This window comes from Actinosynnema sp. ALI-1.44 (genome assembly GCF_001984155.1).
Lineage (GTDB): Bacteria > Actinomycetota > Actinomycetes > Mycobacteriales > Pseudonocardiaceae > Kibdelosporangium.
Window position 1 is genome coordinate 191134 of record NZ_MTQO01000050.1, and the last position, 26248, is coordinate 217381.

At 69.3% G+C, this 26248-nt stretch carries 22 protein-coding genes and 1 pseudogene; 5 read left to right on the forward strand and 18 right to left on the reverse strand.

Annotation, left to right across the window (positions count from 1 at the left end; genetic code table 11):
- Positions 1 to 12 precede the first annotated feature (12 nt).
- The 3 genes from rplU to ALI144C_RS33330 all read right to left on the reverse strand — a co-directional run bounded on the left by rplU (position 13) and on the right by ALI144C_RS33330 (position 4226).
- Positions 13 to 327 carry a 50S ribosomal protein L21 gene (gene rplU, locus ALI144C_RS33320; protein WP_076991180.1) on the reverse strand — a complete coding sequence of 105 codons (315 nt, stop codon included), beginning with the start codon at positions 325 to 327 and terminating at the stop codon, positions 13 to 15.
- Positions 328 to 474: 147 nt separating this feature from the next.
- A complete protein-coding gene (locus tag ALI144C_RS33325) occupies positions 475 to 3279 on the reverse strand; it encodes a translation initiation factor IF-2 N-terminal domain-containing protein (protein ID WP_076991181.1) in 2805 nt (934 codons plus the stop codon).
- A 218-nt stretch (positions 3280 to 3497) separates the two neighbouring features.
- Complete coding sequence (locus ALI144C_RS33330; protein WP_076991182.1) at positions 3498 to 4226, reverse strand: TIGR03936 family radical SAM-associated protein; 729 nt, start codon at positions 4224 to 4226, stop codon at positions 3498 to 3500.
- A 222-nt stretch (positions 4227 to 4448) separates the two neighbouring features.
- On the opposite strand from ALI144C_RS33330, the gene ALI144C_RS33335 reads away from it, so the two are divergent.
- On the forward strand, positions 4449 to 5840 hold the full coding sequence (locus ALI144C_RS33335) for a S8 family peptidase (protein ID WP_076991517.1): 1392 nt from the start codon (positions 4449 to 4451) through the stop codon (positions 5838 to 5840).
- Positions 5841 to 5909: 69 nt separating this feature from the next.
- On the opposite strand, the gene ALI144C_RS33340 is transcribed toward ALI144C_RS33335, so the two are convergent.
- The 3 genes from ALI144C_RS33340 to ALI144C_RS33350 are packed head-to-tail and all read right to left on the reverse strand — an operon-like array spanning position 5910 to position 9237.
- Positions 5910 to 7832 carry a TIGR03960 family B12-binding radical SAM protein gene (locus ALI144C_RS33340; protein WP_076991183.1) on the reverse strand — a complete coding sequence of 641 codons (1923 nt, stop codon included), beginning with the start codon at positions 7830 to 7832 and terminating at the stop codon, positions 5910 to 5912.
- 29 nt (positions 7833 to 7861) lie between these two features.
- A complete protein-coding gene (locus tag ALI144C_RS33345) occupies positions 7862 to 8848 on the reverse strand; it encodes a DUF5808 domain-containing protein (RefSeq protein WP_076991184.1) in 987 nt (328 codons plus the stop codon).
- Positions 8845 to 9237: a GntR family transcriptional regulator gene (locus ALI144C_RS33350; protein ID WP_076991518.1), complete on the reverse strand. Its 393-nt coding sequence runs from the start codon at positions 9235 to 9237 to the stop codon at positions 8845 to 8847. Before ALI144C_RS33350 ends, ALI144C_RS33345 begins: the two co-directional genes overlap by 4 nt.
- A 77-nt stretch (positions 9238 to 9314) precedes the next feature.
- On the opposite strand from ALI144C_RS33350, the pseudogene ALI144C_RS33355 reads away from it, so the two are divergent.
- Both ALI144C_RS33355 and ALI144C_RS33360 read left to right on the forward strand, forming a co-directional pair.
- Positions 9315 to 9974, forward strand: a pseudogene (locus tag ALI144C_RS33355) (ABC transporter ATP-binding protein); the annotation flags it as partial.
- Positions 9975 to 10045: 71 nt separating this feature from the next.
- Positions 10046 to 10855 carry an ABC transporter permease subunit gene (locus ALI144C_RS33360; RefSeq protein ID WP_076991519.1) on the forward strand — a complete coding sequence of 270 codons (810 nt, stop codon included), beginning with the start codon at positions 10046 to 10048 and terminating at the stop codon, positions 10853 to 10855.
- Here the strand turns inward: ALI144C_RS33360 and ALI144C_RS33365 are convergent.
- The 10 genes from ALI144C_RS33365 to ALI144C_RS33410 form a co-directional block, all read right to left on the reverse strand.
- Complete coding sequence (locus tag ALI144C_RS33365) at positions 10852 to 11658, reverse strand: ABC transporter permease (RefSeq protein WP_237774442.1); 807 nt, start codon at positions 11656 to 11658, stop codon at positions 10852 to 10854. The genes ALI144C_RS33360 and ALI144C_RS33365 overlap by 4 nt on opposite strands.
- 2 nt (positions 11659 to 11660) lie before the next feature.
- On the reverse strand, positions 11661 to 12440 hold the full coding sequence (locus ALI144C_RS33370; RefSeq protein WP_076991186.1) for an ABC transporter permease: 780 nt from the start codon (positions 12438 to 12440) through the stop codon (positions 11661 to 11663).
- Positions 12440 to 13363, reverse strand: a complete 924-nt coding sequence (locus tag ALI144C_RS33375) for an ABC transporter ATP-binding protein (RefSeq protein WP_441297583.1) — start codon at positions 13361 to 13363, stop codon at positions 12440 to 12442. The genes ALI144C_RS33370 and ALI144C_RS33375 overlap by 1 nt, the downstream gene beginning before the upstream one ends.
- 1132 nt (positions 13364 to 14495) lie before the next feature.
- Positions 14496 to 14906, reverse strand: coding sequence for a nucleoside-diphosphate kinase (gene ndk, locus ALI144C_RS33380; protein WP_076991188.1), 411 nt, complete (start codon positions 14904 to 14906; stop codon positions 14496 to 14498).
- Between the two features lie 47 nt (positions 14907 to 14953).
- Complete coding sequence (locus tag ALI144C_RS33385) at positions 14954 to 16477, reverse strand: alkaline phosphatase D family protein (RefSeq protein ID WP_076991189.1); 1524 nt, start codon at positions 16475 to 16477, stop codon at positions 14954 to 14956.
- 35 nt (positions 16478 to 16512) lie between these two features.
- Complete coding sequence (locus ALI144C_RS33390) at positions 16513 to 16884, reverse strand: DUF4233 domain-containing protein (protein ID WP_076991190.1); 372 nt, start codon at positions 16882 to 16884, stop codon at positions 16513 to 16515.
- Complete coding sequence (gene folC, locus ALI144C_RS33395; RefSeq protein WP_083753611.1) at positions 16881 to 18365, reverse strand: bifunctional tetrahydrofolate synthase/dihydrofolate synthase; 1485 nt, start codon at positions 18363 to 18365, stop codon at positions 16881 to 16883. Before folC ends, ALI144C_RS33390 begins: the two co-directional genes overlap by 4 nt.
- Positions 18275 to 19012 (reverse strand): FAD:protein FMN transferase, encoded by a 738-nt coding sequence (locus ALI144C_RS33400; RefSeq protein WP_076991192.1) that lies wholly within the window; start codon positions 19010 to 19012, stop codon positions 18275 to 18277. Before ALI144C_RS33400 ends, folC begins: the two co-directional genes overlap by 91 nt.
- A complete protein-coding gene (locus ALI144C_RS33405) occupies positions 19012 to 19419 on the reverse strand; it encodes an FMN-binding protein (RefSeq protein WP_076991193.1) in 408 nt (135 codons plus the stop codon). The genes ALI144C_RS33400 and ALI144C_RS33405 overlap by 1 nt, the downstream gene beginning before the upstream one ends.
- Positions 19420 to 19434: 15 nt before the next feature.
- Positions 19435 to 20769 carry a ferredoxin reductase family protein gene (locus ALI144C_RS33410; protein WP_076991520.1) on the reverse strand — a complete coding sequence of 445 codons (1335 nt, stop codon included), beginning with the start codon at positions 20767 to 20769 and terminating at the stop codon, positions 19435 to 19437.
- Between the two features lie 111 nt (positions 20770 to 20880).
- Between ALI144C_RS33410 and ALI144C_RS33415 the strand changes: the two genes are divergently transcribed.
- A complete protein-coding gene (locus ALI144C_RS33415; RefSeq protein WP_076991194.1) occupies positions 20881 to 21579 on the forward strand; it encodes a response regulator transcription factor in 699 nt (232 codons plus the stop codon).
- A complete protein-coding gene (locus ALI144C_RS33420; protein ID WP_076991195.1) occupies positions 21576 to 22985 on the forward strand; it encodes a sensor histidine kinase in 1410 nt (469 codons plus the stop codon). The genes ALI144C_RS33415 and ALI144C_RS33420 overlap by 4 nt, the downstream gene beginning before the upstream one ends.
- Before the next feature lie 29 nt (positions 22986 to 23014).
- Here ALI144C_RS33420 and ALI144C_RS33425 read toward each other — a convergent pair whose 3' ends face one another.
- Together ALI144C_RS33425 and ALI144C_RS33430 are read right to left on the reverse strand one after the other, a co-directional pair.
- On the reverse strand, positions 23015 to 23293 hold the full coding sequence (locus ALI144C_RS33425) for a hypothetical protein (protein WP_076991196.1): 279 nt from the start codon (positions 23291 to 23293) through the stop codon (positions 23015 to 23017).
- Between the two features lie 109 nt (positions 23294 to 23402).
- The gene (locus ALI144C_RS33430) at positions 23403 to 26036 is read right to left on the reverse strand and encodes a valine--tRNA ligase (RefSeq protein ID WP_076991197.1); all 2634 of its coding nucleotides are present in this window, start codon (positions 26034 to 26036) and stop codon (positions 23403 to 23405) included.
- Between the last annotated feature and the right edge of the window lie 212 nt (positions 26037 to 26248).

A 26248-nucleotide genomic window follows, 5' to 3' on the forward strand; every position in this document is an offset into this window, starting at 1 on the left:
CTGGTCAGGTCCTTACTTGGTGATGCCGGTGACCTCGACGCGGGTCAGCTTCTGACGGTGACCCTGGCGCTTGTGGTATCCGGTCTTGTTCTTGAACTTGTGGATGCGGATCTTGGGGCCCTTGGTCTGGGCGACGACCTTGCCGGTCACCGACACCTTGGCCAGCGCGTCGGCATCGGTGGTGACGTCGCCGTCATCGACAACGAGCACAGCCGGGAAGGTGAGCTCGGTGCCCGGCTCGCCCTCGAGCTTCTCGACCTCGACGACGTCGCCCACGGCGACCTTGTACTGCTTGCCGCCGGTCTTGACGATCGCGTACGCGGACACGGAAGTCTCCTGCTTGCTACTCGTTGGTGATGGGGGCCAGGTGCGCCCAGATCAAAGCTGATCGGGCTGCACACGACGTAGCCCGCTGGAAGGCGGGCCACGTACTAGGTTACAACATGGTCCTGCTCGCCCCCTCCGGGGGCCTGTTCAGTTGTCCTGGGCCGCGTTGACCGGAGGTCCGGCCGGACGCGACGCCGACCGCCTGCGCTGACGCCGTGGCGGTGGCGCGAGCACCAGATCGTCGTCGACGCCCTGCGGCACCTCCGACGAGTCAGGAGCCACCTCGGGCTGGGCCGACACGGCGTGGCCGTTGGTGCCCGGCGTGTGCTCCGCGGCTGCGGACCTCGGCTCGGGCGCCGTCTCGCCGTTCCCCGACTGCTCGGGCTCCTCGGCCACCGCGGCCTGGGGCCCGGCAGCCTCGACCACCGCGGCAGCCTCGACCACCGCGGCAGCTTCGACGGCCTCGGCGACCTGGTCGGCCTCGGCGGCGGCTTCCGCTGCCGCCTGCACAGCCTCCGCGGCGGCTTCGGCGGCCACCTCGGCGGACTCAGCCGCTTCCGCGGCCTCGGCGGCCTCCGCTGCCTCGGCACGGGCGCGCTCGGCCTTGGCACGGCGCTCCGCCCGGGTCGGCCGCTCCCGCGTCCGCTCGGCGGGCTTGTCCTCCGCTTTGGCGGACTTCGACGGCTGGTGCTGCTGACCGCCGCCGTTGCCGCCACCACCGTTGGCCTTGAAGCCCAGGTCGGTCGACACGATCACGCCACGCCCGCGGCAGTGCTCGCAGGTGGCGCTGAACGCCTCCAGCAGGCCGGTTCCGACGCGCTTGCGGGTCATCTGGACCAGGCCGAGCGAGGTCACCTCGGCGACCTGGTGGCGTGTCCGGTCGCGGCCGAGGCACTCGGTCAGCCTGCGCAGCACCAGGTCCCGGTTGGACTCGAGGACCATGTCGATGAAGTCGATGACGATGATCCCGCCGATGTCGCGCAGCCGCAGCTGGCGGACGATCTCCTCGGCCGACTCCAGGTTGTTGCGGGTGACCGTCTCCTCGAGGTTGCCGCCCGATCCGGTGAACTTGCCGGTGTTCACGTCGATCACGGTCATCGCCTCGGTGCGGTCGATGACCAGGTAACCGCCGGACGGCAGCCACACCTTGCGGTCCAGCGCCTTGAGCAGCTGCTCGTCGATGCGGAAGTCGGTGAACACGTCCGACGGGCCGACGTGCCGCTGCAGGCGCTCCTGCAGGTCCGGCGCGACGTGCCGGACGTAGGCGTCGATCGTGTCCCACGCCTCGTCGCCCTGCACGACCAGCGCGGAGAAGTCCTCGGTGAACAGGTCGCGGACGACCTTGACCAGCAGGTCCGGCTCCTCGTAGAGCAGCGTCGGCGCGCTGGCCTTCTTGACCTCGTCGGAGCCGTGCGCCTTGTCCTTGATGACCTGCCACTGCGCCTGGAGCCTGCGCACGTCGCGGGCCAGTTCGTCCTCGCTGATGCCCTCCGAGGCGGTCCGGATGATCACACCGGCGTCCTCGGGGACGATCCGCTTGAGGATGTCCTTGAGCCTGCGCCGCTCGTTCTCCGGCAGCTTGCGGCTGATCCCGGTGGCGCCGCCGCCGGGCACGTACACCAGGAACCGGCCCGGCAGGCTGATCTGAGTGGTCAGCCGGGCACCCTTGTGCCCGACCGGGTCCTTCGTGACCTGCACGAGCACGCTGTCCCCGGTGGACAGCGCCTGCTCGATCCGGCGGGCCTTGCCCTCGAGACCGGCGGCGTCCCAGTCGACCTCACCGGCGTACAGCACGGCGTTGCGGCCGCGGCCGATGTCCACGAACGCGGCTTCCATGCTGGGCAGCACGTTCTGCACACGGCCCAGGTAGACGTTGCCGACCAGCGAACCGGAACCGGACGCGGTGACGAAGTGCTCGACGAGCACACCGTCCTCCAGCACACCGATCTGCGTGCGATCGGTCTGCTCGCGCACGATCATCTTGCGGTCAACGGACTCACGACGGGTGAGGAACTCCGCCTCGGACAGGATCGGCGCGCGGCGGCGACCGGCCTCACGGCCGTCCCGGCGACGCTGGCGCTTGGCCTCCAGGCGGGTCGAGCCGCGGACACTGCGCACCTCGTCGCGGTCCGACCTGTCCGGCTTGTCCGCCTTGGGCTTTTCGTCCCGCGCCTCACGGACGTGCACCACCGTGTTCGGCGGGTCGTCCTCGTTGGCCGCGGCCTCGTCGTCGGCCGACCCCTTGCGGCGGCGACGGCGCCTGCGGCGACGGCTCCCGCCGTCGTCGGCGGACTCGTCGCTGTCGTCCTCGGCGGACTCGGCCGCTTCCGGCTCCTCGGCGGACGCGGTGGCTGCCGGGGCCTCGTCGTCGTCCTGCTCGTCGCCGGCCTCGTCGTTCTGCCCGCCCTTGCCCCGGCCGCGGCCACGACGGCCACGACGGCGACGCCGACGGGTCGAGGCGTCGTCGTCCGAGGCGTCGTCGGTGTCGGCCTCGTCGGCCTCCTCCACGGCCTCCTCGGCGGGCTCTTCGACCGGTTCCGGCTTGGCCACCGGACGCGTCTGCGCCTCCGGCGGCAGGAACAGCGGCGACGCCGAGGCGAACAGCGGCTGCCGCGGGCGCCTGATCCCGGTGGCGGGCTCCTCGACCGGCTCCGGCTCGGCCGACTCGGCCTCGGCGACCGGCTCCGCCGGCGAGGGCGACTCCGCCGGTTGCGGCGCCTCGTCCTCTTCCACCTGGGGGGCGAGCGCGTCGACGACGCGCTGCGCCACCTCACGGCTGACGCTGGACTGGGCGCTGCGGACCTCTTCGTCCATGTCCGCGAGGGCCGCCATGACCTCGCGGCTGCTCGCTCCGAGCAGCTTCGCCAGGGCGTGCACCCTGATCTTCGGCGGCAGGTCGATCAAATCCCGCTCGGTGTTGTCGTCACCGGCGGACGCTGTCGTGTCCGACATGTAGCTCCTCCGCCCCCGGGCGCGTCCATGCCTGGACGCGGCCGCACAGGGGCCTCTCCTGTTCGGTCCCCGGCTCGCGGCCGCGGACGTTGTGTGCCGGTCCCTTCGTCGCCTTCCCCTGACGAGAGCCGGTTCGTTGGTTCTCTGCCTTGCCTGGCCCGCCGCGCGAACGGCGGGAATCCTCGCCTCACGCCACCCGCCCACACGGGTGACACAGGTCAGCTGTGGACGTCGTCCCTTGACGGCTCCGGACCCCGGTCAGGGGCCAGCGGGTCGGCGATGCCACCGCCATCGTCGAGCCGTCCCTGGGCCATCCGGGTCGCCTTCGCGGGCACCGGCGGTTCCAGAGCGGCGACGACACGGAGCGCGCTCAGCACGTCGTCCGGTCGCACGACAGGTGTCGTCTGCCGTACAACTACCTCGAGTATCCCATATGGTTCGCCATCCGATGACACTTCACGGGTCCGCGCACGTACAACCGCAGGTCGGACATCGATTGTCCGCATGCCGCTCTTGGTCAGACGCTCCACTTCGGCCACTTCGGCGGCCAGGAACGCGGCCAGCGCGGCGGTCAGGTCGGCGGGCGTGACCCCCGGCACCTCGATCCGCCACTCGCTGGCGTCGATCCGGTCGGCGAGCGACCCGCCGGTGGCCTGGACGGCCTCCAGCAGGTCCAGTCCAGGTGGCATGGCCTTGTCCAGCTCGGGCAGCAGGTCAGCCGGCTCGACCACCTCGACCAGCTGGATCTCCACGTACTCGGCCTCGCTGGCCGCGCCGGTCGGCGCCGCGCCGATCCACGAGATCTTCGGGTGCGGGTTGAAGCCCTGGGAGAACGCCATGGGGACATGCGCGCGTCGCAAGGCGCGTTCGAACGCCCTGGCGATGTCCCGGTGTGACGTGAAACGCAGTCGCCCACGTTTGGCGTAGCGCAACCTGAGCTTCTGCACCCCAGGTGGCGACGGATTGGGCTGGTCTTGACGGCTCAGCGTTACTCCTTCTGGTGGTCTGTGACGGCTCGGCTGGTGCGTACCCGCGTCCGGCTGGCACCGTACCGGCAGACGCGATTGCGTGGATGAACTTGTCTGGCCGACGCGGCGTGGCTACCGTCCCGCAACGTGGACAGCCGGTACCCCCGAGCCGGCCGACGCAATGTATGGAGGTCAGTGGTCGTGCCTCTGGTCCGCCGCGTGAAGGCGGCAGCGGTGCTGACGGCGGTGCTCGCCACCCTGTGCGCGCTGCCGGCCGCAGCCGACCCCACCGACGCCGAGTGCGTCAGCGGGACTCGTACGGTATCCCGCTACATCGTCGTGTTCGCCCCCGGCACGCCCTCGGCGCAGGCGCAGGGCGAGATCACCGCCGCCTGCGGCGTCTCCACCGTCTACTACCCGCAGATCTCGGTGGCGGTGGCGACGTCTGCCGACAGCCGGTTCATCGACCGGATCGGCGTCGACCGCGCCTTCAGCGCGCAACGCGCGACCAGCCGCAAGCGCAAGGCCGAGGAGACCCCCTCGTCCTCGTCAATCCGCCGTTCGGCGACCGTGCCGTCCACGGACCGCGCGGACGAGCAGTGGGACATGACGATGATCAACGCCGACGCCGCCCACGAAGTGACGACAGGCAACCGTGACGTCGTCGTCGGCGTGCTCGACTCAGGCATCGACGCCACCCACCCCGACCTGAAGGACGCCGTAGACCCCGCGCTGTCCGCAGGCTGCCTCACCGGGCGCCCCGACACAACCCCGGCGGCCTGGGCGCCCAAGAACTCACCGCACGGCACACACGTCGCAGGCACGATCGCCGCGGCCAACGACGGCAAGGGCATCACCGGCGTCGCTCCGGGCGTCAGCCTCGCATCGGTGCGCGTGGTCGACGACGACGGCCGCATCTACCCCGAGTACGCGGTGTGCGGCTTCATGTGGGCCGCGGAAAAGCGCATGAACGTCACCAACAGCAGCTACTTCGTCGACCCATGGCTGTTCACGTGCTCGAAAGGCGGACAGCGGGTGGTGCTCGAAGCGCTCACACGCGCGGTGAAGTACGCCTACTCGCGAGGCGTGATGAACGTGGCGGCGGCGACGAACGAGAACGTCGACATGGCCAACCCGCCGAACGCCAACTGCCGCGTGCTCCCGGCGGGATTGCGGGAAGTGCTCGCGGTGTCGTCGGTCGGAGCGGACAAGGTGAAGGCCGGGTACAGCGCCTATGGGCTCGGCGTGATCGACGTGACCGCGCCCGGCGGAGAACGGCTGCGCGGCACCGGCAATCCCGAGAGCGGCTGCGTTCTGTCCACGGTGCCAGGGGGGTACGCGCGGTACTGCGGTACTTCCATGGCGGCGCCGCATGTTTCGGGCGTGATCGCGTTGCTGGCTTCGACGCATCCGAACGCGTCCCCGGCGAGGCTGACGCGGTTGCTGAACGAGCAGTCCCAGGCCGTGCCGTGCCCGGCGGACTACGACCTCAACAAGACAGGCACCCAGGACGCCTACTGCGCGGGATACGCGCCGTACAACGGGTTCTACGGGCACGGGTTGGTTGACGCCCTGGCCGCGGTGACGAACTAACCTCGACTGCTTGCCGACAAGCGACAGGGCGGGCTCCGCGTGGAGCCCGCCCTGTGTCGTCGCCGCCGGTCAGACCGGGGTCAGCGGCAGGAGTTTCTTGCCGGTCGGCCCGACCTCGATGGTCGTTCCCATGGTCGGGCAGACACCGCAGTCGAAGCACGGGGTCCAGCGGCAGTCGTCGAGTTCCTGCTCGTCCAGCGCGTCCTGCCAGTCGTCCCAGAGCCACTGGCGGTCCAGGCCGGAGTCCAGGTGGTCCCACGGCAGGACCTCCGTCTCGCCGCGTTCGCGCGTGGTGAACCAGTCGAGGTCGACGCCCAGCGGTTCCAGCTCCGCCTTGGCCGCGTCGACCCACCGGTCGAACGAGAAGTGCTCGCCCCAGCCGTCGAAGCGGCCTCCTTCGCGCCAGACGCGTTCGATCACGCGGCCGACTCGCCGGTCGCCCCGGGACAGCAGTCCTTCGATCAGGCTCGGTTTGCCGTCGTGGTACCGCATTCCGATGTTGCGGGCCAGGCTTCGGTCCGAGTTGATCTCCGCGCGCAGCTTGCGCAGCCGGTTGTCCACTGTGTCCGGATCGCACTGCGCCGCCCACTGGAACGGGGTGTGCGGCTTGGGCACGAACCCGCCGATCGAGATGGTGCAGCGGATGTCGTTGCGCCCGGCCGCTTTCCGGCCCGCGCGGATGACTTCCTTGGCCATGTGCGCGATCTGCAGCACGTCCTCGTCGGTCTCGGTCGGCAGCCCGCACATGAAGTACAGCTTCACCTGGCGCCAGCCGTTGGCGAACGCCGTCGACACCGTGCGGATCAGGTCCTCTTCGGACACCATCTTGTTGATCACGCGCCGGATCCGTTCACTGCCGCCTTCCGGCGCGAACGTCAGGCCGGATCGCCTTCCGTTGCGCGACAGCTCGTTCGCGAGATCCACGTTGAACGCGTCGACGCGGGTGCTCGGCAGCGACAGCCCGGTGTTCGTGCCTTCGTAGCGGTCCGCGAGACCCTTGGTCACCTGCGCGATCTCCGAGTGGTCCGCGCTGGACAACGACAGCAGGCCGACTTCCTCGAACCCGCTCGCGTCCAGCCCCTTGCGGACCATCTCGCCGATGCCCTCGATGGAACGCTCGCGCACCGGCCGCGTGATCATGCCCGCCTGGCAGAACCGGCAGCCGCGGGTGCAACCGCGGAAGATCTCGACGCTCATCCGCTCGTGCACGCTCTCGGCCAGCGGCACCAGCGGCTGCTTCGGGTACGGCCACGCGTCGAGGTCCATCGTCGTGCGCTTGGCCACCCGCTCGGGCACGCGGTCGCGGTTGGGGCGGGTGTACGCGAGCTCGCCCTCAGGCGTGTAGCCCACGTCGTAGAAGCGCGGGATGTAGACGTTGCCGCGTTCGGCGAGCCTGGTCAGCAGCTCGATCCGGCCCCCGGGCCGCCCTTCGCCCTTCCAGCGCCGGATGACCTCGGTGATGTCCAGCACGGCTTCCTCGCCGTCGCCGAGGACCACCGCGTCGAGGTAGTCGGCCATCGGCTCCGGGTTGAACGCCGAGTGCCCACCGGCCAGCACCACCGGGTGGTCCTCGGTGCGGTCGGCCGCGCGCAGCGGGATGCCGGCGAGGTCCAGCGCGGTCAGCAGGTTCGTGTAGCCCAGCTCGGTCGCGAAGCTCACACCGAGCATGTCGAACGCGCCCACCGGGCGGTGCCCGTCGACGGTGAACTGGGGCACGCCGTGCTCTCGCATCAGCTTCTCGAGGTCCGGCCAGACCGAGTACGTGCGTTCGGCCAGCACGTCCGGCAGCTCGTTGAGGATCTCGTAGAGGATCATCACGCCCTGGTTGGGCAGGCCCACCTCGTAGGCGTCGGGGTACATCAGCGCCCAGCGGACTGTGGCGGAATCCCAGTCCTTCACCGTCGCGTTGAGCTCACCGCCGACGTACTGCACCGGCTTGGCCACCTGGGGCAGCAGCGACTCCAGCTTCGGGAAAACGGACTCGACACTCACAGGGAACCAGGGTAGCGGCCCGGAGAGCATCACCCCCGACGAGGGAGTTCGATGACGCCGAAACCCGCCAGCACGCCGGTCAGAGCGAGCGCGGCGAGCACCGCCCACGCCACGGGGTGGCCGAGGTTCATCGTCCAGCCGATGCCGACGCGTTTGTGCACGAAGACGGCGGAATCCTGCCGGTTGACGTAGACGAGTCCGCCCAGGCGCCAGCGCCGGTCGTCGTCGCGTTGCGTCAACCCGCTGTCCTCGTGTTCCTCACCGGGCATCGCGGGCAGGCGATGCCCGGCTTGACCCGCCCAAGTCGACCACCCGACGAACACGATGACGACAGCGGCTGTCGGCACGACCGCCACCGCTTCCCAGCCCGGGGTGCCGTCCAGCAGGATCGTCAGGTTCATCGCCGCGACCAGCAGCATCATCAGCCGGGCGGTGCCACGCAGGTAGACCCGGTATCTGCGCGCGGAGCCGACGGGCTGGGCGGCGTCCAGGTCGGGCCGGGCACGCACGCTCACCCGGACCGCGAGCGGCACGAGCACAGTGATCACCACCATCGGGATCACGTCACCCCGACGACCCAGGACCATGGCAACCACCAGCACCACCACCGCGGGCAACAGCCACAACAGCGGTACTCGGACGGGATCGGTGCGGAACGTGGTGTCCACGGTCACGCCATAGCGGTGTTCGGCCTGCCACCACTCGGCGCGCTTGATCGCTCGCAGCCGCCGGTGCGCGAGCGCGTAACAGGCGATGTGGGCGATCACCAGCCCGTTGGCGAAAATCCCGACGACGACGGCGTCGTCGTACGCGACGACGCAGACGAGCACGGCGATCGCCGAGACGGCCGCCACCCGGAGCAGGTAGACGCGGCGGACGCCCCGGACCGCCGGGTCCGCCGCGCGGACCGCCGCGACCTGCACACCGAACGGCAGCGTCGGGCGCATCAGCACCGGCACGGCGAGGGCCAGCCCGGTCAGCAGGACGACCACCAGCAGGGCTGCCGGCCCGGTCACGGGTGCACGCCCTCGTACTGATCCAGCAGCACCTTGACGCGTTTGACCAGGTCGGACCGGGTGAAGCCCTGGACGGCCGCTTCGGCGAGGATGACTCGCATCCGGCTGTCCCAGTCGTCGATGAAGCCCGGCTCCGGCGGGCCGGTGTTCGGGTCCCTGCGCACCACGGCGCCGCTCTTGCGGTTGATCCGGATCACGCCCTGCTGTTTGAGCTGGTCGTACGCCTTGCTCACGGTCAGGAAGTTGATCCCGAAGTCCGACGCCAGCTGCCTGGTCGACGGCAGCGGGTCGCCCTCCTTGAGCACGCCGTAAGCGATCGCTTCCAGGATCCGGTCGCGGATCTGCTGGTAGATCGGCACATCGCTGTCCAGGTCCAGTGTCAGCTCCATGACCGGCATGCTACCTACAGCGACTATCTGTTATACATGAACTACTACAGATACAAGTCCTCAATCAGGGGGTGGAGATGATCCGAGTACGACAGCTCCGCAAGGTGTTCGGCACGGCATCCAGTGCGGTGACGGCGGTCGAAGACCTCAGCTTCGACGTCGAGCCGGGCGCGGTGACGGGGTTCCTCGGGCCGAACGGAGCGGGCAAGACCACGACGCTGCGGATGATCCTCGGGCTGGTCACACCGACCGCCGGTACCGCGACCATCGGTGAAAGGCGATACGCGGACCTGCCGAACCCGTCCGGCACGGTCGGAGCCGTGCTGGACAAGTCCGCCTTCCACCCGGGCCGCACATGCCGCGACCACCTCCGCGTGTACGCACGGATGGGCGGCTACCCGGACTCACGAGTGGCCGAGGTACTCGACCTGGTCGGCGCCACCTCATACGCGCACCGCCAGGCGCGGGGCCTGTCCACCGGAATGCGGCAACGCCTGAACCTGGCGACGGCGTTGCTCGGCGACCCGAGGGTGCTGATCCTCGACGAGCCCAGCAACGGTCTCGACCCGGAAGGCATCGCATGGCTGCGCCGGTTCCTGCGTGACCTGGCCGAGCAGGGGCGCACGGTCCTGGTCTCCAGCCACGTGCTGAGCGAAGCCGAGCAGATGGTGGACCACGTGGTGATCATCAGCCGCGGCCGTCTGGTCACGGCGGGCCCCCTCACGGAAGTGACCAGGCACGGCACCCTCGAACAGACCTACCTCGCACTCACCGGAGCCGGAGCCACCGCATGACCACCATGACCACCATGACCAGAGTGACCACGGCGACCGCGTTGATGAGCGCCGAGGCACGGCGGCTGTCCAGCACCCGGCTGTGGCTGTGGGGCCTGCTCGGCGCGCTGGCCACGGGCGGACTGGTGTTCCTGCTGGCGATGGTCGGCCCGGAGAACTTCGACCCGCCGATGCCCGGCCTGGCCACCGCGGCGGGCACACAGATGCTGCTGGGCATGGCCGGCCTGCTGGCGTTCGTCCCGGCACTGCTGGGTACGACGGCCGTGACAGCCGAGTACCGGCACCAGACGATCACGTTCACGTACCTGTTCGCGCCCCGACGCGGCACGGTCTTGGCGGCGAAGCTCAGCGTCTACGCCTTGGCCGGGCTCGCGTACGGGGTCATCGTGGCGGTGGTCGCGGGAGCCGGGCTTGTCGTCGCCGCGTCGGTGCACGGCGTCAGCCTTGGGTTGCCGACAAGCGACGTCGTCGGCTTTCTGGTCCGACTGGTCGCCATGATGACCGTGTACACGTTGCTCGGCGTGGCGTTCGGAGCGTTGCTGCGCAACCAGGTGACCGCGCTTGTGGTGCTGGGTGGTTACTTCTACATGGGCGAAACGCTCCTGCTGCTGATCCCCGGCGTGAACGCGGTCTACCCGTTCCTGCCCGGCGGCGCCAGCGCGGGCCTGACCGGGTTCACCTACGTCGCCCAAGCCGTCTCACAGAGCGGCATATCCACGCCGCACCTGTTGTCCGCCCCGCTCGGCGCGCTCGTCCTGCTCGGCTACGTCGCCGTTGCCGCTGTGCTCGCGTTCGGCACGTCCCTGCGCCGGGACGTCACCTAACTCAGCAACAGCTTCCCCAACCGACGACCCGCCACGAGCAGCCCGACGACGGCCATCACCACGAAGTACGCCAAGTGCCCGAGCATCGCCCATTCCAGGACGCCCGCGGTGAGCCCTCGCATCAGCTCCACCGCGTGGTACAGCGGGGAGAGCCGCACGATCCACTGCAGACCCTCCGGGTAGACGCTCAACGGGTAGAAGGTCGCGGAGAACAGGAACATCGGCAGCAGCGCCAGTTGCACGAGGTCGAAGTCCTGCCAGGACCGCATGAACGTCGTGCACGCCATGCCGACCGCGGCGAACGCCAACGCCACGAGCAGCACCACCGGCAGCGCCAGGATCGTCCACGGCGAGGACGTCAGGCCGACGACGGAGATCACGGTCAGGAAGCCGGTCGCGTAGATCGCGCCGCGGATCAGCGCCCACGAGACCTCGCCGATCGCCACGTCGAACGGGCCGAGCGGAGTGGCGAGCATGCCGTCGTAAACCTTGGCGTACTTGAGTTTGAAGAAGATGTTGAACGTGGAGTCGTACACGGCTCCGTTCATCGCCGACGCGGCCAGCAGCGCGGGCGCGACATACGCCGCGTAACTCATGGTCTGGCCGCCCGGCCCGACCACGTCGCCGATCAGGCGGCTGAACCCGATGCCCATCGCGAACAGGTAGAAGAACGACTCGAAGAAGCCGGAGAGAACGGTCATCCACGCGCGGCGGTTGACCAGGTACGAACGCTCGATGACCGCACGGGCGCGACGCGCGTACAACCCGGGAGGCAACACCCGCCAGACAAGTCCGACACTCACCGCTAGACCTCCAGCCTGCGTCGGAAATACCGGACCGTCAGGAACCACCCGACGGCGGACAGCGCGAGCAGGTACGCCACATGCCCGAGCACCGGCCAGAGTTCGAAGTTCCAGAAAGCGGCGGCACGGGTGAGCTCGGTGCCGTGCCACAGCGGGGTGATCCACGCGAGCGGGCGCACGACCGCGGGGAGTTCGCTGACCGGGTAGAACGTGCCCGCCAGCAGCGTCATCGGCAGCACGATGAACCGGAACACCGGGTTGAACTTGTCCCCCTCGCCCTCGACGGTCGCGGCGAACGCGACCAGCGGCGCGGCGAACGCCATCCCGGTCAGCACGGCGAACACGAGCGACAGGACGATGCCCGGCCCGGCCGCCGCGCCGAGCGCGGTGCCGATGATCGCGAACACGGTCAGCGAGAACGTCAACCTGCCCAGGATCCACAGCAGCTGACCGGTGGCGACCTGGGCCGGGGTGATCGGTGTCGCCGTCATGCCCCAGTACACGCGGCTCCACTTGAAGCCCGAGAGGATCGGGAACGTCGACTCGCCCGCCGCGTTCTGGATCGCCGCGGCGGCCAGCATCGCGGGCATCAGGTAGACGACGTAGCTGTAGCCGTGGGTGAGCCCGCCGGGCTGGATCTGCGAGCCGAGCCCGAACCCCATGGCCACCAGGAAGAAAACCGGGCTGAGCAGGGACGAGAAGACCGTCGCCCGCCAGTTGCGGCGGTACCAGGTCCACATCGACTCGACCACCAGCAGCCGGGCCTGCCAAGGGCGCAGCATCAGTCCACCAACGTCCGGCCAGTCAGGCGCAGGAACACGTCCTCGAGCGTGGAGCGGCGAACCAGGCTGGACACCGGCGTCACTCCCCTGGTGTGCGCCGCGGCCAGCGCCGCCTCGCCGTCGGTGGTGTAGACCAGGACCCGGTCCGGCAGGACCTCCACGCGCTCGCCGAGATCCCGCACCGGCTCGGGGTCCTGCTCGCCCGGCGGGAACCGCAGTTCGAGGACCTCCTTGGTGGAGTAGCGGTCGATCAGCTGACTGGGACTGCCCTCGGCGGCGATCCTGCCCTTGTCCATCACCACGAGCCGGTCGCACAGCTGCTCCGCCTCGTCCATGTAGTGCGTGGTCACGATCAGCGTGACCCCCTGCTGCTTGAGCCGGAACAACCGGTCCCACAACAGGTGCCGGGCCTGCGGGTCCAGGCCGGTCGTCGGCTCGTCGAGCAGCAGCAACTCGGGGTCGTTGACCAGGGACCTGGCGATGGTCAGGCGCCGCTTCATCCCGCCGGACAACGGTTCGACCTCGTCGTCGGCGCGGTCGGCCAGCTGCGCGAACTCCAGCAACTCGGCCGCCTTGTCACGGACGTGTTTGCGGGACAGCCCGAAGTACCGCCCGTACACCTGGAGGTTCTGCCGGACAGTCAGCTCGTTGTCGAGGTTGTCCTGCTGCGGCACGACGCCGAGCCGGGCGCGGATCTTGGGCCCTTCCACGGTCGGGTCCATCCCCAGCACACGCAACTCGCCGCCGGACCGCGGCGAGACACACGCGACCATCCGCATGGTGGACGACTTGCCCGCACCGTTGGGACCCAGGAACCCGAACGCCTCGCCCTTGCGCACCTCGATGTCGATGCCGGCGACAGCCTCGAAGTCCCCAAACCGTTTGGTCAGCCCCTCGGCCAGGACCAGAGGATCAACAGACACCAGGGCACCTTAACCGCCACCACCGACAAACGGCGGGTGGATTACCCGCTTCCACCTCACAGGACAGCCCCCACCCGGCAGGCTTCATCAAGGTCGCCGTCGTTTACCGGTCTTGTTTGTCGGGTCTCGGCCTGGGTTGGTGTGGAGTGTGCAGCCTGCACAGGGTGGTGCTTCGGGGTTTGTCCCTTCCGTATGGCCTGGGCGCGGCCCAACCACACGTGTCCAGAGGTCCGCCAGCACAACCAGCCCCGACGACAGCGCAACGGACCTCTTGACGCGTGTGGTTGCCTCTGGCAGGCCGTACGGAAGGGAGAAACCGCGCCCCTGACCCCCGGGGCACTGCGCCACGACCCGGCGCTGAAGCCGACCTGACCCTTTCCCTTTCGGTGGCCTGCCTCCCGGCGAGGGCTTCTTTTCCCCTCTGTGCCCCGGTGGTTCGGACATCTATGCCCTGGGGCACGGTGACGGTCATGCCGCGGTGTCCCCCGGGTGAAAAGAAGGGCCCTCGCCGGGAGCAGACCTCGGGGCAGGAGGTCTTCGCGCCATGTTCTTCCCGGCGCATGTTTTTATGACCTGGGGTTTCAGGGCGCGGGCGCCTCCTGCCCGTCGACCTGCCCCAGGGAACCACGGACTGTCAAGAGGATCGGTACCGCTGTCGCTGGCGCCGGTTGTCGTAGGCCGACCTCTGGACAGACCGTGGTTGGCTTCGCCCAGGCCGACGGGCAGGAGACACCCCCGAAGCCCACCTCTGCGCTTGCGCGCGAGCTCGTTGGCGCGCGGCCACCTTGGGCCGCGGTTGCGGGCAGTGACTGGGTTCGGATCGCGCACCCAGCTCTGCGCCGGGCACAGCCGATCAGACCGGTGCTGATTGGGGCTGGGCATGGGCATACTCACCACGCGCTCTGGCCCAGATCTTCGCAGTCTCTGAGGCCACATTCTCAACGACCGACCTTGACAGTCCCCCACCCAACCCGGGGGGCGTCCCTGCTCCAGTCTACCGGTGATATGGGCTGGTCGAAGGGCTACCGGCGGGTTGTGGACAACTGGATTTGGTGAAGTAACCATGGGCTTGACGAAGTGGTGTCAAGCGGAGTGCGTGCGAACAGCCGTTCGCACGCACTCGTGGTGGGCCTCAGAGGTTCGGGAACCAGAGGTCGATCTCGCGCTTGGCCGAGTCGGCCGAGTCCGAGCCGTGCACCAGGTTGTACTGCACCTCGGTGCCGAAGTCGCCGCGGATGCTGCCGGGCACGGCCTTCTCGACGGGATCGGTGCCCCCAGCGAGCTGGCGGAACGCGGGGATCGCGCGCACGCCCTCGACCACGATCGCGACGACCGGGCCGCCGGTGATGAACTCGACGAGCGAGCCGAAGAACGGCCGCTCCTTGTGCTCGGCGTAGTGCTGCTCGGCCAGCTCCTTGCTCACGTGCTTGAGCTCGAGCGCGACCAGGCTCAGGCCCTTGCGCTCGATCCGGGAGATGACCTCTCCGACCAGGCCGCGGCTCACACCGTCGGGCTTGACCAGGACAAGGGTGCGCTCGCTCACAGCGGTCCGTACTCCTTCGTGCGGGTTTTCACAGAGATGCCAGCAGACTAACGGTCGCGTCCGGGCCGCAACGTCTTGGTCCACAGCGAGGTGCCGCGGCCGTCGCGCAGCCACACGGTCAGCTCGCCGCTGCGACCGTCCACCGCGACCTCGCCGAAGTGCTGGTAGCCCAGCAGCGGCGAGGTGTTCGCGGCAGGCGGGGCGTGCACGAACTCCGCGACCGGGCCGAACGTCGGGTCCAGCGTGTTCGGGCCGAACGCGCCCGCGTGCAGCGGGCCGGACACGAACTCCCAGAACGGGTCGAAGTCGCCGACCGCCGCCCGGTCCGGGGAGTAGTGGTGCGCGGCGGTGTAGTGCACGTCGGCGGTCAGCCAGACGACGTTGCGCACGCGTCGCTGCGCCAGGGTGCGCAGCACCCACGCGATCTCGTGCTCGCGGCCGCCGGGTTTGCCGGGCAGGCTGTTGGCCACGCCTTCGATGCCGTCGCCGTCCGGCACCGTCAGGCCGATCGGCAGGTCCGCCGCGACGATCTTCCACGTCGCCTGGCTGCGGGCCAGCGAGTCGACCAGCCAGCGGGCCTGGCGGGCGCCGAGGATCTGGCCGACGCCGTCCTTGGGCGCGGTGTTCTTGTCCTTGTATGTCCGCATGTCCAGCACGAACAGCTCCACGCGGCGGCCGAAGCGGAAGCTGCGGTACACGCGGCCGTCGACCGCGCGGGTCTTGTCGACCGGCTGCCATTCGTGGAACGCCTGGAAAGCGCGCTGCGCCAGCACGTCCACGCGCTTCTCGGTGTACTGCGGCAGGTCCAGGATCTCGCCGGGGTACCAGTTGTTGATTACCTCGTGGTCGTCCCACTGCGCGATGACGGGCACCGACGCCGCCAGCCTGCGGACGTTGGCATCGAGCATGTTGTACGCGAACTGGCCGCGGTACTCCGCCAGCGTCTCGGCGACCTTGCTCTTCTCCGGCGTGACGATGTTGCGCCACACCCTGCCGTCGGGCAGCGTGACCTTCTCGACCATCGGGCCGTCGGAGTAGACGGTGTCGCCGCTGTGCAGGAAGAAGTCCGGCTTGCGGTCGGCGATCGCGCCGAATCCCGGCATGCCGCCGATGTCCGGGTTGATGCCCCAGCCCTGCCCGGCGACGTCACCCGACCACGCGAACCGCACGTCGGAGTAACCGAGCGGAGCGGTGCGGAAGCTCCCGGTCAACGGTTCGCTCGTGGTCCTGCCGTCGAGATCCTCGGCGCGCACGCGGTAATACGTCTCACAGCCAGGCAGGACGCCACTCACACGGAGTTTTCCCGTGCCGTCGGTGTCGGGGGTGAGCACGGGGCCACGCAGGCGTCGCGCGTAACGGAACGACGGGTCGTGGGAGACCTCGACCAGCATCCGCGACGGACGGTCCGCCCTGGTCCAGACCAGGGCACCGTCCGTGGTCACGTCACCCGTCTGCACACCGTGTGTGAGAACCGGACGGTCACGGCGTAATACCGCTCCTGCCGGAAGCGCTCCGGCGACAAGCAGTCCGGCGCTGGCCGCACCGGCACGAAGTACTGTTCTTCTGTCCATGTGGGGCGTTGTATCCCGGGCAGGAGAACGGAACGTTAACGCTCTTGCTGACTTGGCAGACGTCCCTCTGCCATTCGCTTGGCCACGTCGCGGCGCAGCCAGAACAGGTACGTCCACACCAGACCGAAGATCAGCCCCAGCACGCCGAGTTCCGGCACCGCGAAGAAGCTGCCGAGCATGACCAGCTGCAGCGCGAGCACGACGTACATCGACCACTTGTGCCGCAGCAGGCCGCAGGTGACGATCAGGCCGAGCACGATCCCGCCGACCAGCAGGCCCTTCCACGACGCGAGCCCGCCGCCGGTGCGGTGCACCACGAGCAGCGCCAGCGCGACGACGATCGCCTCGATGATGAGGGCGCCCGCCATCACACCGCGGAAGCCCTTCATGGGATTGGGAGCCGTCATGCGGGGACCTTCCCGAAGAGTGTCCTGGCCTCGCCCGCGGTGACCACCGACCCGGTGACCACGATCCCGCCGCCGGCCAGCGGTTCGTTCGGGTCGCCGACCTCTTCCACCAGCTGCACCGCCGTCTCCAGCGCGGTGTCCAGTCGCGGTTCGACCACGATCCGCTCGTCGCCGAAGATGTCCCGCGCGATGCTGGCCAGCTCGTCGACGTCCATGGCGCGCGGCGAGGTGGTGCGCGTCAGGATGATGTCGGTCACCGCCGGTTCGAGCGCTTCGAGGATTCCCTTGGCGTCCTTGTCGGCCATCATGCCGACGACCCCGATCAGCCGCCGGAACGCGAACTCGTCCTCCAACGCCGACGCCAGCGCGGCCGCGCCGTGCGGGTTGTGCGCGGCGTCGATGAAAACGCTTGGCGCGGAACGCATCCGCTCGAGTCTGCCGGGCACGACGACCGAGGCGAAGCCTTGCCGGACCGCTTCCACGTCGAGCTGCCGGTCGGCACCCGCGCCGAAGAACGCCTCGACGGCGGCGAGCGCGCGGGCCGCGTTGTCGGCCTGGTGCGCGCCGTGCAGCGGCAGGAAGATGTCGTCGTACACGCCACCGAGGCCTTGCAGCGTCAGCACTTGCCCGCCGACCGCGATGTCCCGGTTGAGCACCGCGAACTCCGAACCCTGGCGGGCCACCGTGGCGTCCACCTCGGCCACCCGCTCCAGCAGGACCTGCGTCACCTCGGGCCGCTGCTCGGCGAGCAGCGCGATCGACCCCGGCTTGATGATCCCGGCCTTCTCCCGCGCGATGCCGGTGATGTCCGGGCCGAGGTAGTCGACGTGGTCGACGGCGACCGGGCCGATCACGGCGATCTCGGCGTCGACGACGTTGGTCGCGTCCCAGCCGCCGCCGAGCCCGACCTCCACCACCGCGGCCTCGACCGGCGCCTCGGCGAACGCCGCGTACGCCATCCCGGCGAGCACCTCGAACTTGCTCATCCTGACGTCGCCCGCGTCGTCCACCATGGACACGTACGGCTCCAGGTCGCGGAAGGTCGCGACGTACTGCTCCGGGCTGATCGGGGCGCCGTCGATCGCGATCCGCTCGGTCACCAGCTGCAGGTGCGGGCTGGTGAACCGGCCGACCCGCAGGCCGATCCTGGTCAGCAGCGCGTCGATCATGCGGGTGGTGGACGTCTTGCCGTTGGTACCGGTGACGTGCAGCACGGGGTAGCCCTGCTGGGGGTTGCCCAGTACGTCCATCAGCGCCTTGATCCGCTCGAGCGACGGCGCGATCTTGGTCTCCGGCCAGCGGGTGTCGAGCTCCGCTTCGACTTCACGGAGAACCTGCAGCGCGTCGGGATCGGTCACGTCGACCGAGTCTAGTGCGGTGCTCGCGGCCCCTATGTCAGGACCGGCAGCTGCGGGGACCGGAACACCCGGTAGTTCGAGTCGACCGCGTGCACGAGGCAGCCCGGCTGCTCGACCGCCCATTCCACGCCGTCGACGCCCATCGCGAACGCGGCCGTCGCGGTCGCGTCGGCGGTGGCCAGGTCGAAGGCGAAAACCGTCATGCTGAGCAGGCCGAACGCGGGCATGCCCGTGCGCCCGTCGATGATGTGGTTACCGCGCTCGTAGGCCGCTGACGTGGCCATGGCGCCGTCGCGCACGGCCACGACCGCGCACACCTCGTGGCTGTCGTCGGGGTGACGGATGCCAACCCGCCACGGCTCGCCGTCGGCCGGTTCACCGGCTGTGACCACGTCCCCACCGGCGTTGATGCAGAACCTGGTCACCCCGGCGGCACGCAGCATCTCGGCGGCCCGCTGCACGGCCCAGCCCTTCACGACCGCGTTCGGGTCGAGGCCACGGCCGGGGAGCTTGGCCTTGAACGCGCCGCCGGACTGGTCCTCGTACGCCTGGCACAGCGCGAGGACGTGCCGCAGGTCGTCGCTGATCCCGTCGGCGCCGATCCGGCCCTCGTCGTAGCGGGTCACCTCGCTGTCCATCCGGAACGGGCTGAACCGCAGGTCGACCTCGTGCAGCCAGGCGAAGACGCGTTCGGCGTCGTCCTCGGTGCCGTCGCGCAGGTCCAAGGAGACCGGCAGGCCCATCAGCTGGCGTACAGCGGTGAAAGTCATCATGCGCCCTTCGCGTCGATCGCTGCCTGCAGGGAGGCGATGTAGGACTGGCTGGTCATGGTGGCGCCGGACACCGTGTCGATCGCCGTGCTCTGCGCGCTGAGCGTTTCCTGGACCAGCCGGGGACCGGCCATTCTGGACGGTCCGGAGCTGGGCAGCTGGAGGAATCTGACGTCGGTGATCCGGTCGCCGGTGAACACCACCTGGACCTGGACGACGCCGTGTTTGTTGCGTTCGGCCGAGCCGTCGACGGTCCTCGGCGCCGTGGTGCCGCCAGACGGGGCGGGCAGGGACGGGACTGTGTCAGCGGGTGGGAGCGCCGCCTGTGCGGACGTGGTCGGCTCGTACTGCCACACGAACGCGAATCCGGCGGCGGTCAGCAGGATGGCGGGTATCGCTCTGCGCATGGTCCGGGGTTCCTCTCAACTGGCCAGGCTGAAACGTTCGGCGTGGATCTGCTCGCGGGGCACACCCAGCTCGCGCAGGGAACGCGTGACCGCGGCGGTCATCGGTGGCGGTCCGCACACGAACACGTCGCGATCGGTGACATCTGCGACCAGGCCACGGACATTGCCCGCGCTGAGCAGTTGGTTGCCGTACGCGTCGCGGGCGGTGACCGGCCCGGTCAGCAGGTGCAGCACGGCACCCCGGGCACGGGCCAGGTCGGACAGTTCCCGCAGCAGCACCGCGTCGTCCTGGTTGTTCACGCGGTACAGCACGACGACGTGGCCACGGATGTCCTCCAGCAGCGCGCGGATCGGCGTGACACCGACACCTCCGGCGACCAGCAACGCGTTCTGTCTCGTCTGGTGCATGGTGGTGAACGCGCCGTAGGGTCCTTCGGCGAACACCCGCGTCCCCGGCTTGACGTGACGCAGCGACGCGCTGCCACCACCGAGTGCTTTCGCGGTGAGCCGCAACGACTTGCCGTCGGGTGCGGCGGACAGCGAGAACGGGTTCGCCGCCCACCAACGGCCCTTGGTCAGGAAGCGCCAGATGAAGAACTGACCGGCCTTGGCGGGCAACCGGTCGAGGTCGCGTCCGGTGATGTACACCGACACGACCTGGTCCGACTCGGGGACGACCGCGGCCACCCGCAGCCGGTGCCGGGAGTTGCGCCACAGCGGCAGAACCACGCGGCCGAGCACCACGGCACCGAGCGCACCGCCCCACAGCGCCCACCAGTAGGCGCGGGCGAACGGGGAGTCCACGAAGGACGAACCGGACAGGATCTGGTGCGAGAACGCCAGGATGACCGCGAGGTACGTGTACAGGTGGATGAAGTGCCAGGTCTCGTAGGCCAGTCTGCGCCGGGCGACCCTGGCCGACACCGCACCGACGGCCATGATCAGCACGAACGCGACGATCGCCCGCAGCACTCCCTCGGTCGTCTCGGCCAATGTCACCAACTCGCCGACCGGACCACTGCCGGACAGGGCGGCGTACCCGAAGACGATGAACACCAGGTGCCCGACCAGCAGCCACAGCACGCCGAAACCGGTCCAGCGGTGCAGGCCGGTCAACCGGTCCATGCCCAGCCGCCGGTCCAGCCACGGCAGCCGGGCGACGAGCACGAGCTGGAAAGCCATCAGCAGCGCGCCGTACATGCCGAACAGGCGGCCGATCGAGATCAACGGATCGGCCGACGGGCCCGCGTCGGCATACAGCACCGCGACGAGCGCGACGTTCGCGCCCAGCACGGCGTACAGGCCGGTGCGCGCGAGCACCCGCGGCCGAGTGAGTGACAGGGTCGTCATGCCACCGAGCTTGGTGAACGAACCTGTGCCGTCGCTGTTGTGAACCTGTCGATCTCCTATCGGCGGCCCGGCCGCCTCGCTGCACGCGCGCGCGTGGCGCACCATGAACAGGTGAACAAGAAAAGCCCGGTGCGGCTGCTGGTCGTCGACGACGAGCCGCACATCGCCGACCTCGTCGCGACGGTCGCCCGTTACGAGGGCTGGAACGCGGTCACCGCGGGCACGGGCGAGGAGGCGCTGCGCCAGGCGGCGAGTTTCGGCCCGGACATCGTCGTACTGGACCTGATGCTGCCCGACGTGGACGGTTTCACGGTGCTGGACGGGCTGCGTTCCAGCGGCGCGATGGTGCCGGTGGTGTTCCTCACCGCGAAGGACGCGACCGCCGACCGCATCGCCGGGCTGACCCGGGGCGGCGACGACTACCTGGTCAAGCCGTTCTCGGTGGAGGAGTTGATGGCCAGGCTGCGCGCGGTGCTGCGGCGCAGCAACGGGCCGACGTGGAAGCGGTCCGTGCTGGAGGTCGCGGACCTGACCATGGACGAGGACACCCGTGAGGTCAGGCGCGCGGGCGAGCCGGTTTCGTTGACGCCCACGGAGTTCGAGCTGCTGCGGTACCTGATGCGCCGCTCCCCCGCCGTGCTGACCAAGGCGCAGATCCTGGACCACGTGTGGGAGTACGACTTCGGCGGCCGGTCCAATGTGGTCGAACTGGTCGTGTCCCATCTGCGCCGCAAGATCGACGACGGCCGCGAGCCGTTGATCCACACCGTCCGCGGCGTCGGTTACGTCGTGCGGCGGCCCGCCGGATGACCAGCAGGATGAACCGCTGGCAACGGACTCCGCTCGGCACCCGTCTCGCGCTCGCTCTGGGCGTGCTGGCGTTGGTGGTGTTCGGGATCGTCGGCACAGTGCTGGTGACCAGCACGCGTGACTACCTGGCGCGGCAGCTCGACGACCAGATGAAGAACACGCAGACCGAACAGTCCAAGTACGGCCGTTTCAAGTCGAAAGCGCCCTACCGGTGGCAGCAGCTGGTGTACAACACGGCGGACGGCACGATCTCGCAGGTCGGCGACACCGGGCTGCCGCCCGCGCAGGACATCGACGAGTTCGTGGCGCTGGCCAGGAAGGTGTCCGGCACCCGGGAGGACCACGCCTACGAGACGATCTTCATCCAGGACCTGGGCCCGTACCGGGCGCGGGCGTGCCAGATCAGCGGCGGGAACATCCTGGTCAGCGCGGCGCCCATCACCGAGTTGAACAGCACGGTCCGGTGGCTGCTGATCGTGTCGATCAGCGCGTTCGGCGCGGCGCTGGTGGTTCTGGTCGTCGCGGGCAGGATCGTGCTGCGCCGTGGCCTGCGCCCGCTGAGCGACATGGCGTCCACAGCGCACGACATCACCTCCCATGACCTGACCGACTCCAGCCACCTGCCGGTCCGGGCGAAGGGCGTGGGCGGCGGCCCGGAGGTGGAGGAACTGCGGACGTCGTTCAACGTGATGCTCGACCACATCGACGCCTCGCTGTCGGCGCGAACGGCGGCGGAGCAGCGGCTGCGCCGGTTCATCGCGGACGCGTCACACGAGCTGCGCACGCCGTTGACGTCGATCCGGGGGTACTCGGACCTGTTCCGCTACGCGGCGGCGAACGAACCGGCCGAACGCGAGGCGCACCTGGCCAAGATCCGCGAGGAGACCGAGCGGATGAGTGTCCTGGTGGACGACCTGCTCCTGCTGGCCAGGCTGGACGCGGACACCCCGCTGCGGCTGGAGGACGGTGACCTGGTCGAGATCGCGTCGGCGGCCGCGCAGGCCTTCGTCGCCGCGCACCCGGACTACCCGTTGGACTTCGACGCGCCCGGCCGGGTACACGTGCACGGCGACCCGATGCGGCTGCGTCAGGTCATGGACAACCTGTTGGCGAACATCGCCCGGCACACTCCGCCGGGAACGAGCGTGGAGCTGAAGGTCAGCAAGGACGCGGTGGTGACCGTGACCGACACCGGCCCGGGGATCCTGCCGGAGCACCAGGCCCGGATCTTCGACAGGTTCTACCGGATCGATGACTCCCGCAGCCGCACGATCGGCGGCGGCACCGGCCTCGGCCTGTCGATCGTGCACTCGATCGTCAGCGCGCACGGCGGCACGGTGAACCTGTCGAGCCAGCCGGGCCGGACGACGTTCATCATCTCGCTGAACACCGGGCAGCTCAGCTGACCGGTTTCACCACGGCTCCAGCGGCGCACCTAGACCAACAAAAGAAGGAAGGGCAGCGCCAGGTTCAGCGCGAACACCACGCCATGGACGGCCAGTGCGGACCATCTCCGCCGCGGGATCGCGAGACCGGCACCGATCACCGGCGCCAGGAGCGTCCAGGGCAGCATCACGCGGCTGTCTCCCGCAAACCCCGCCGCCAAGAACCAGAAGTACGTGACGGCAACCGACATCACCACAAGCACGAAGTGCACGGTCGACACCCTCTCCAGGGAGAACTTGACCGACTTCGTGTTCTCGTTGGTCTGCATACGTTCAGCTTGCCAGAACCGCTGCTGCGAGCACGTGCGCTCGATCCCTCCACTCACCGGCCCGGCCGCCAGTCGACGACTGGGGCGGCCGGGCCGGTGAGGAGGGTGTCTACGCCGGGGGCAGCGCGCTGAGGCGGGCGTTGATCCGGTCGATGTCGGCCAGTGCGGTCTCCCGCCGGACCTTGATCTTGTCGACCACGTCGGCCGGGGCCTTCTCGGTGAACTTCGGGTTGGTCAGCTTGCCCTCGCACTGGGCGAGTTCCTTCTGCGCCACCGCGAGGTCCTTCGTGAGGCGCTTGCGTTCGGCCTCGACGTCCACGGCGCCGGACAGGTCGAGCTCCACCACCACCGACGACGCACCGGGCAGGGCGACCTCCAGCGAGGCGCCTGCGGTGAACCCCTCCTCCGGCGCGGTCAGCCGGGCGAGGGCGGCCACGGCGCTGCGGTGCTCGGCGAGGCCCGCCGCGTCGAGGCCACCCAGCCGGGCACTGACCTTCTGGCCGGGCTTGAGGCCCTGGTCGCTGCGGAACCGGCGGATCTCGGTGATCAGCTTCTGCACGCCCTCGATCCGCCGCGTCGCGTCCGCGTCCGCCGCTTCACCGCTGGTCGACGGCCACGCGGCGATCACGACCGACTCGCCGCCGGTCAGCGCGGTCCACAGCTCCTCGGTGACGAACGGGATGACCGGGTGCAGCAGCCGGAGCACCACGTCGAGCACGTGTCCCAGCACCGCGCGGGTCGCGCCCGTGCGCCCTTCGGCGATCTGGACCTTCGCCAGTTCCAGGTACCAGTCGCAGAACTCGTCCCACGTGAAGTGGTAGAGCGCGTCGCACGCCTTGGCGAACTGGAAGTCGTCCAGCAGGCCGTCCACTTCGGACACCAGACCGTCCAGGCGGTCCAGTATCCAGCGGTCGGCGTCGGTGAGCGCGTCGCGCGACGGCACCGGGATCGCGGTCGTCGCGCCGTTCATCAACGCGAACCGGCTGGCGTTCCACAGCTTGGTGACGAAGTTGCGCGAGCCGGACGCCCACTCCTCGGCCAGCGCCATGTCGCTGCCGGGGTTGGCGCCGCGGGCGAGGGTGAAGCGCAGCGCGTCCGCGCCGTAGCGGTCGAGCCACTCCAGCGGGTCGATCACGTTTCCGCGTGACTTGGACATCTTCTTGCCCTGCGCGTCGCGGATCAGGCCGTGCAGGTAGAGCTGGTCGAACGGCTGCTTGCCGTCCATCGCGTACAGCCCGAACATCATCATCCGGGCGACCCAGAAGAAGAGGATGTCGTAGCCGGTGCACAGCACGCTGGTCGGGTAGAACTTCGCCAGGTCCGCGGTCTTGTCCGGCCAGCCGAGCGTGGAGATCGGCCACAGGCCCGAGGAGAACCACGTGTCGAGCACGTCCGGGTCCTGCGTCCAGCCGTCGCCGGACGGCGGCTGCTCGTCCGGGCCGACGCACACGACCTGGTCGTCCGGGCCGTACCAGACCGGGATCCGGTGCCCCCACCACAGCTGGCGGGAGATGGTCCAGTCGTGCATGTTGTCGACCCAGTCGAAGTAGCGCTTGGCCAACTCCGGTGGGTGCACGGTCGTGCGGCCGTCGCGCACGGCGTCACCGGCGGCGCGGGCCAGCGGCTCGACCTTCACCCACCACTGCATCGACAGGCGCGGCTCCACAACCGTGTCGCACCGCGAGCAGTGCCCGACGGAGTGCAGGTAGGGGCGTTTCTCCGCGACGATCCGGCCCAGCTCACGCAGCGCGGCGACCACAGCGGGCCGGGCCTCGAACCGGTCGAGGCCTTCGAACGGACCCTTCACGGTGACCACGGCGCGCGCGTCCATCATCGTGATCGCCGGCAGGTCGTGCCGCTGGCCGATCTCGAAGTCGTTCGGGTCGTGCGCGGGGGTCACCTTCACCGCGCCGGTGCCGAACTCCGGGTCGACGTGCTCGTCGGCGACGACCGGGATCCGGCGGTCGGTCAGCGGCAGCGGGATCTGCTTGCCGACTAGGTGCCGGTAGCGCTCGTCGTCCGGGTGCACGGCCACCGCGGTGTCGCCGAGCATGGTCTCGGCGCGGGTGGTGGCCACGACGATCGACTCGTCGCCGTCGCCGTAGCGGATGGAGACGAGTTCGCCCTCGTCCTCGGAGTGCTCCACCTCGATGTCCGACAGCGCGGTCTGGCAGCGCGGGCACCAGTTGATGATCCGTTCCGCGCGGTAGATCAAACCGTCGTCGTACATCTTCTTGAAGACGGTCTGCACAGCTTTGGACAGGCCCTCGTCCATGGTGAAGCGCTCACGGCTCCAGTCGACGCCGTCGCCGAGCTTGCGCATCTGGTCGAGGATGCGGCCGCCGTACTCGTCCTTCCACTCCCAGACGCGCGCGACGAACTCGTCCCGGCCCAGGTCGTGCCGGGACTTGCCTTCCTTCTCCGCGAGCGCGCGCTCCACCACGTTCTGGGTCGCGATGCCCGCGTGGTCCATGCCGGGCAGCCACAGCACTTCGTAGCCCTGCATCCGGCGACGCCGGGACATCGCGTCCATCAGCGTGTGGTCCAGCGCGTGCCCCATGTGCAGGGTGCCGGTGACGTTGGGTGGCGGCAGCACGATGGTGAAGGGGGGCTTGTCCGAGGTCGCGTCCGCCTCGAAGTAGCCCGCGTCTACCCAGCGCCGGTACAGCCGTCCCTCTACCTTCTCGGGCGCGAACGCGGCCGGAAGATCGGTAGTTGCCTGGGGGATGGCTGTCTCTGTCACGGTGACAGAGTTTACGAACCGCGCGAAGACGACTTCACGCGCATGCCCACTCCTACGAATGGGTGACGTCCGGGCGCGAGCAGCAGCCAGCGACCACGCGTTGTGACTCAGCGCATTCGGGCCACTACCCGTAACCACTAGTTTTACGCAACGTGGCCACGCTAGGCTCACCAGGTCCGGGGTGGACTGCGACGCGACTGCGACGTGTCTGT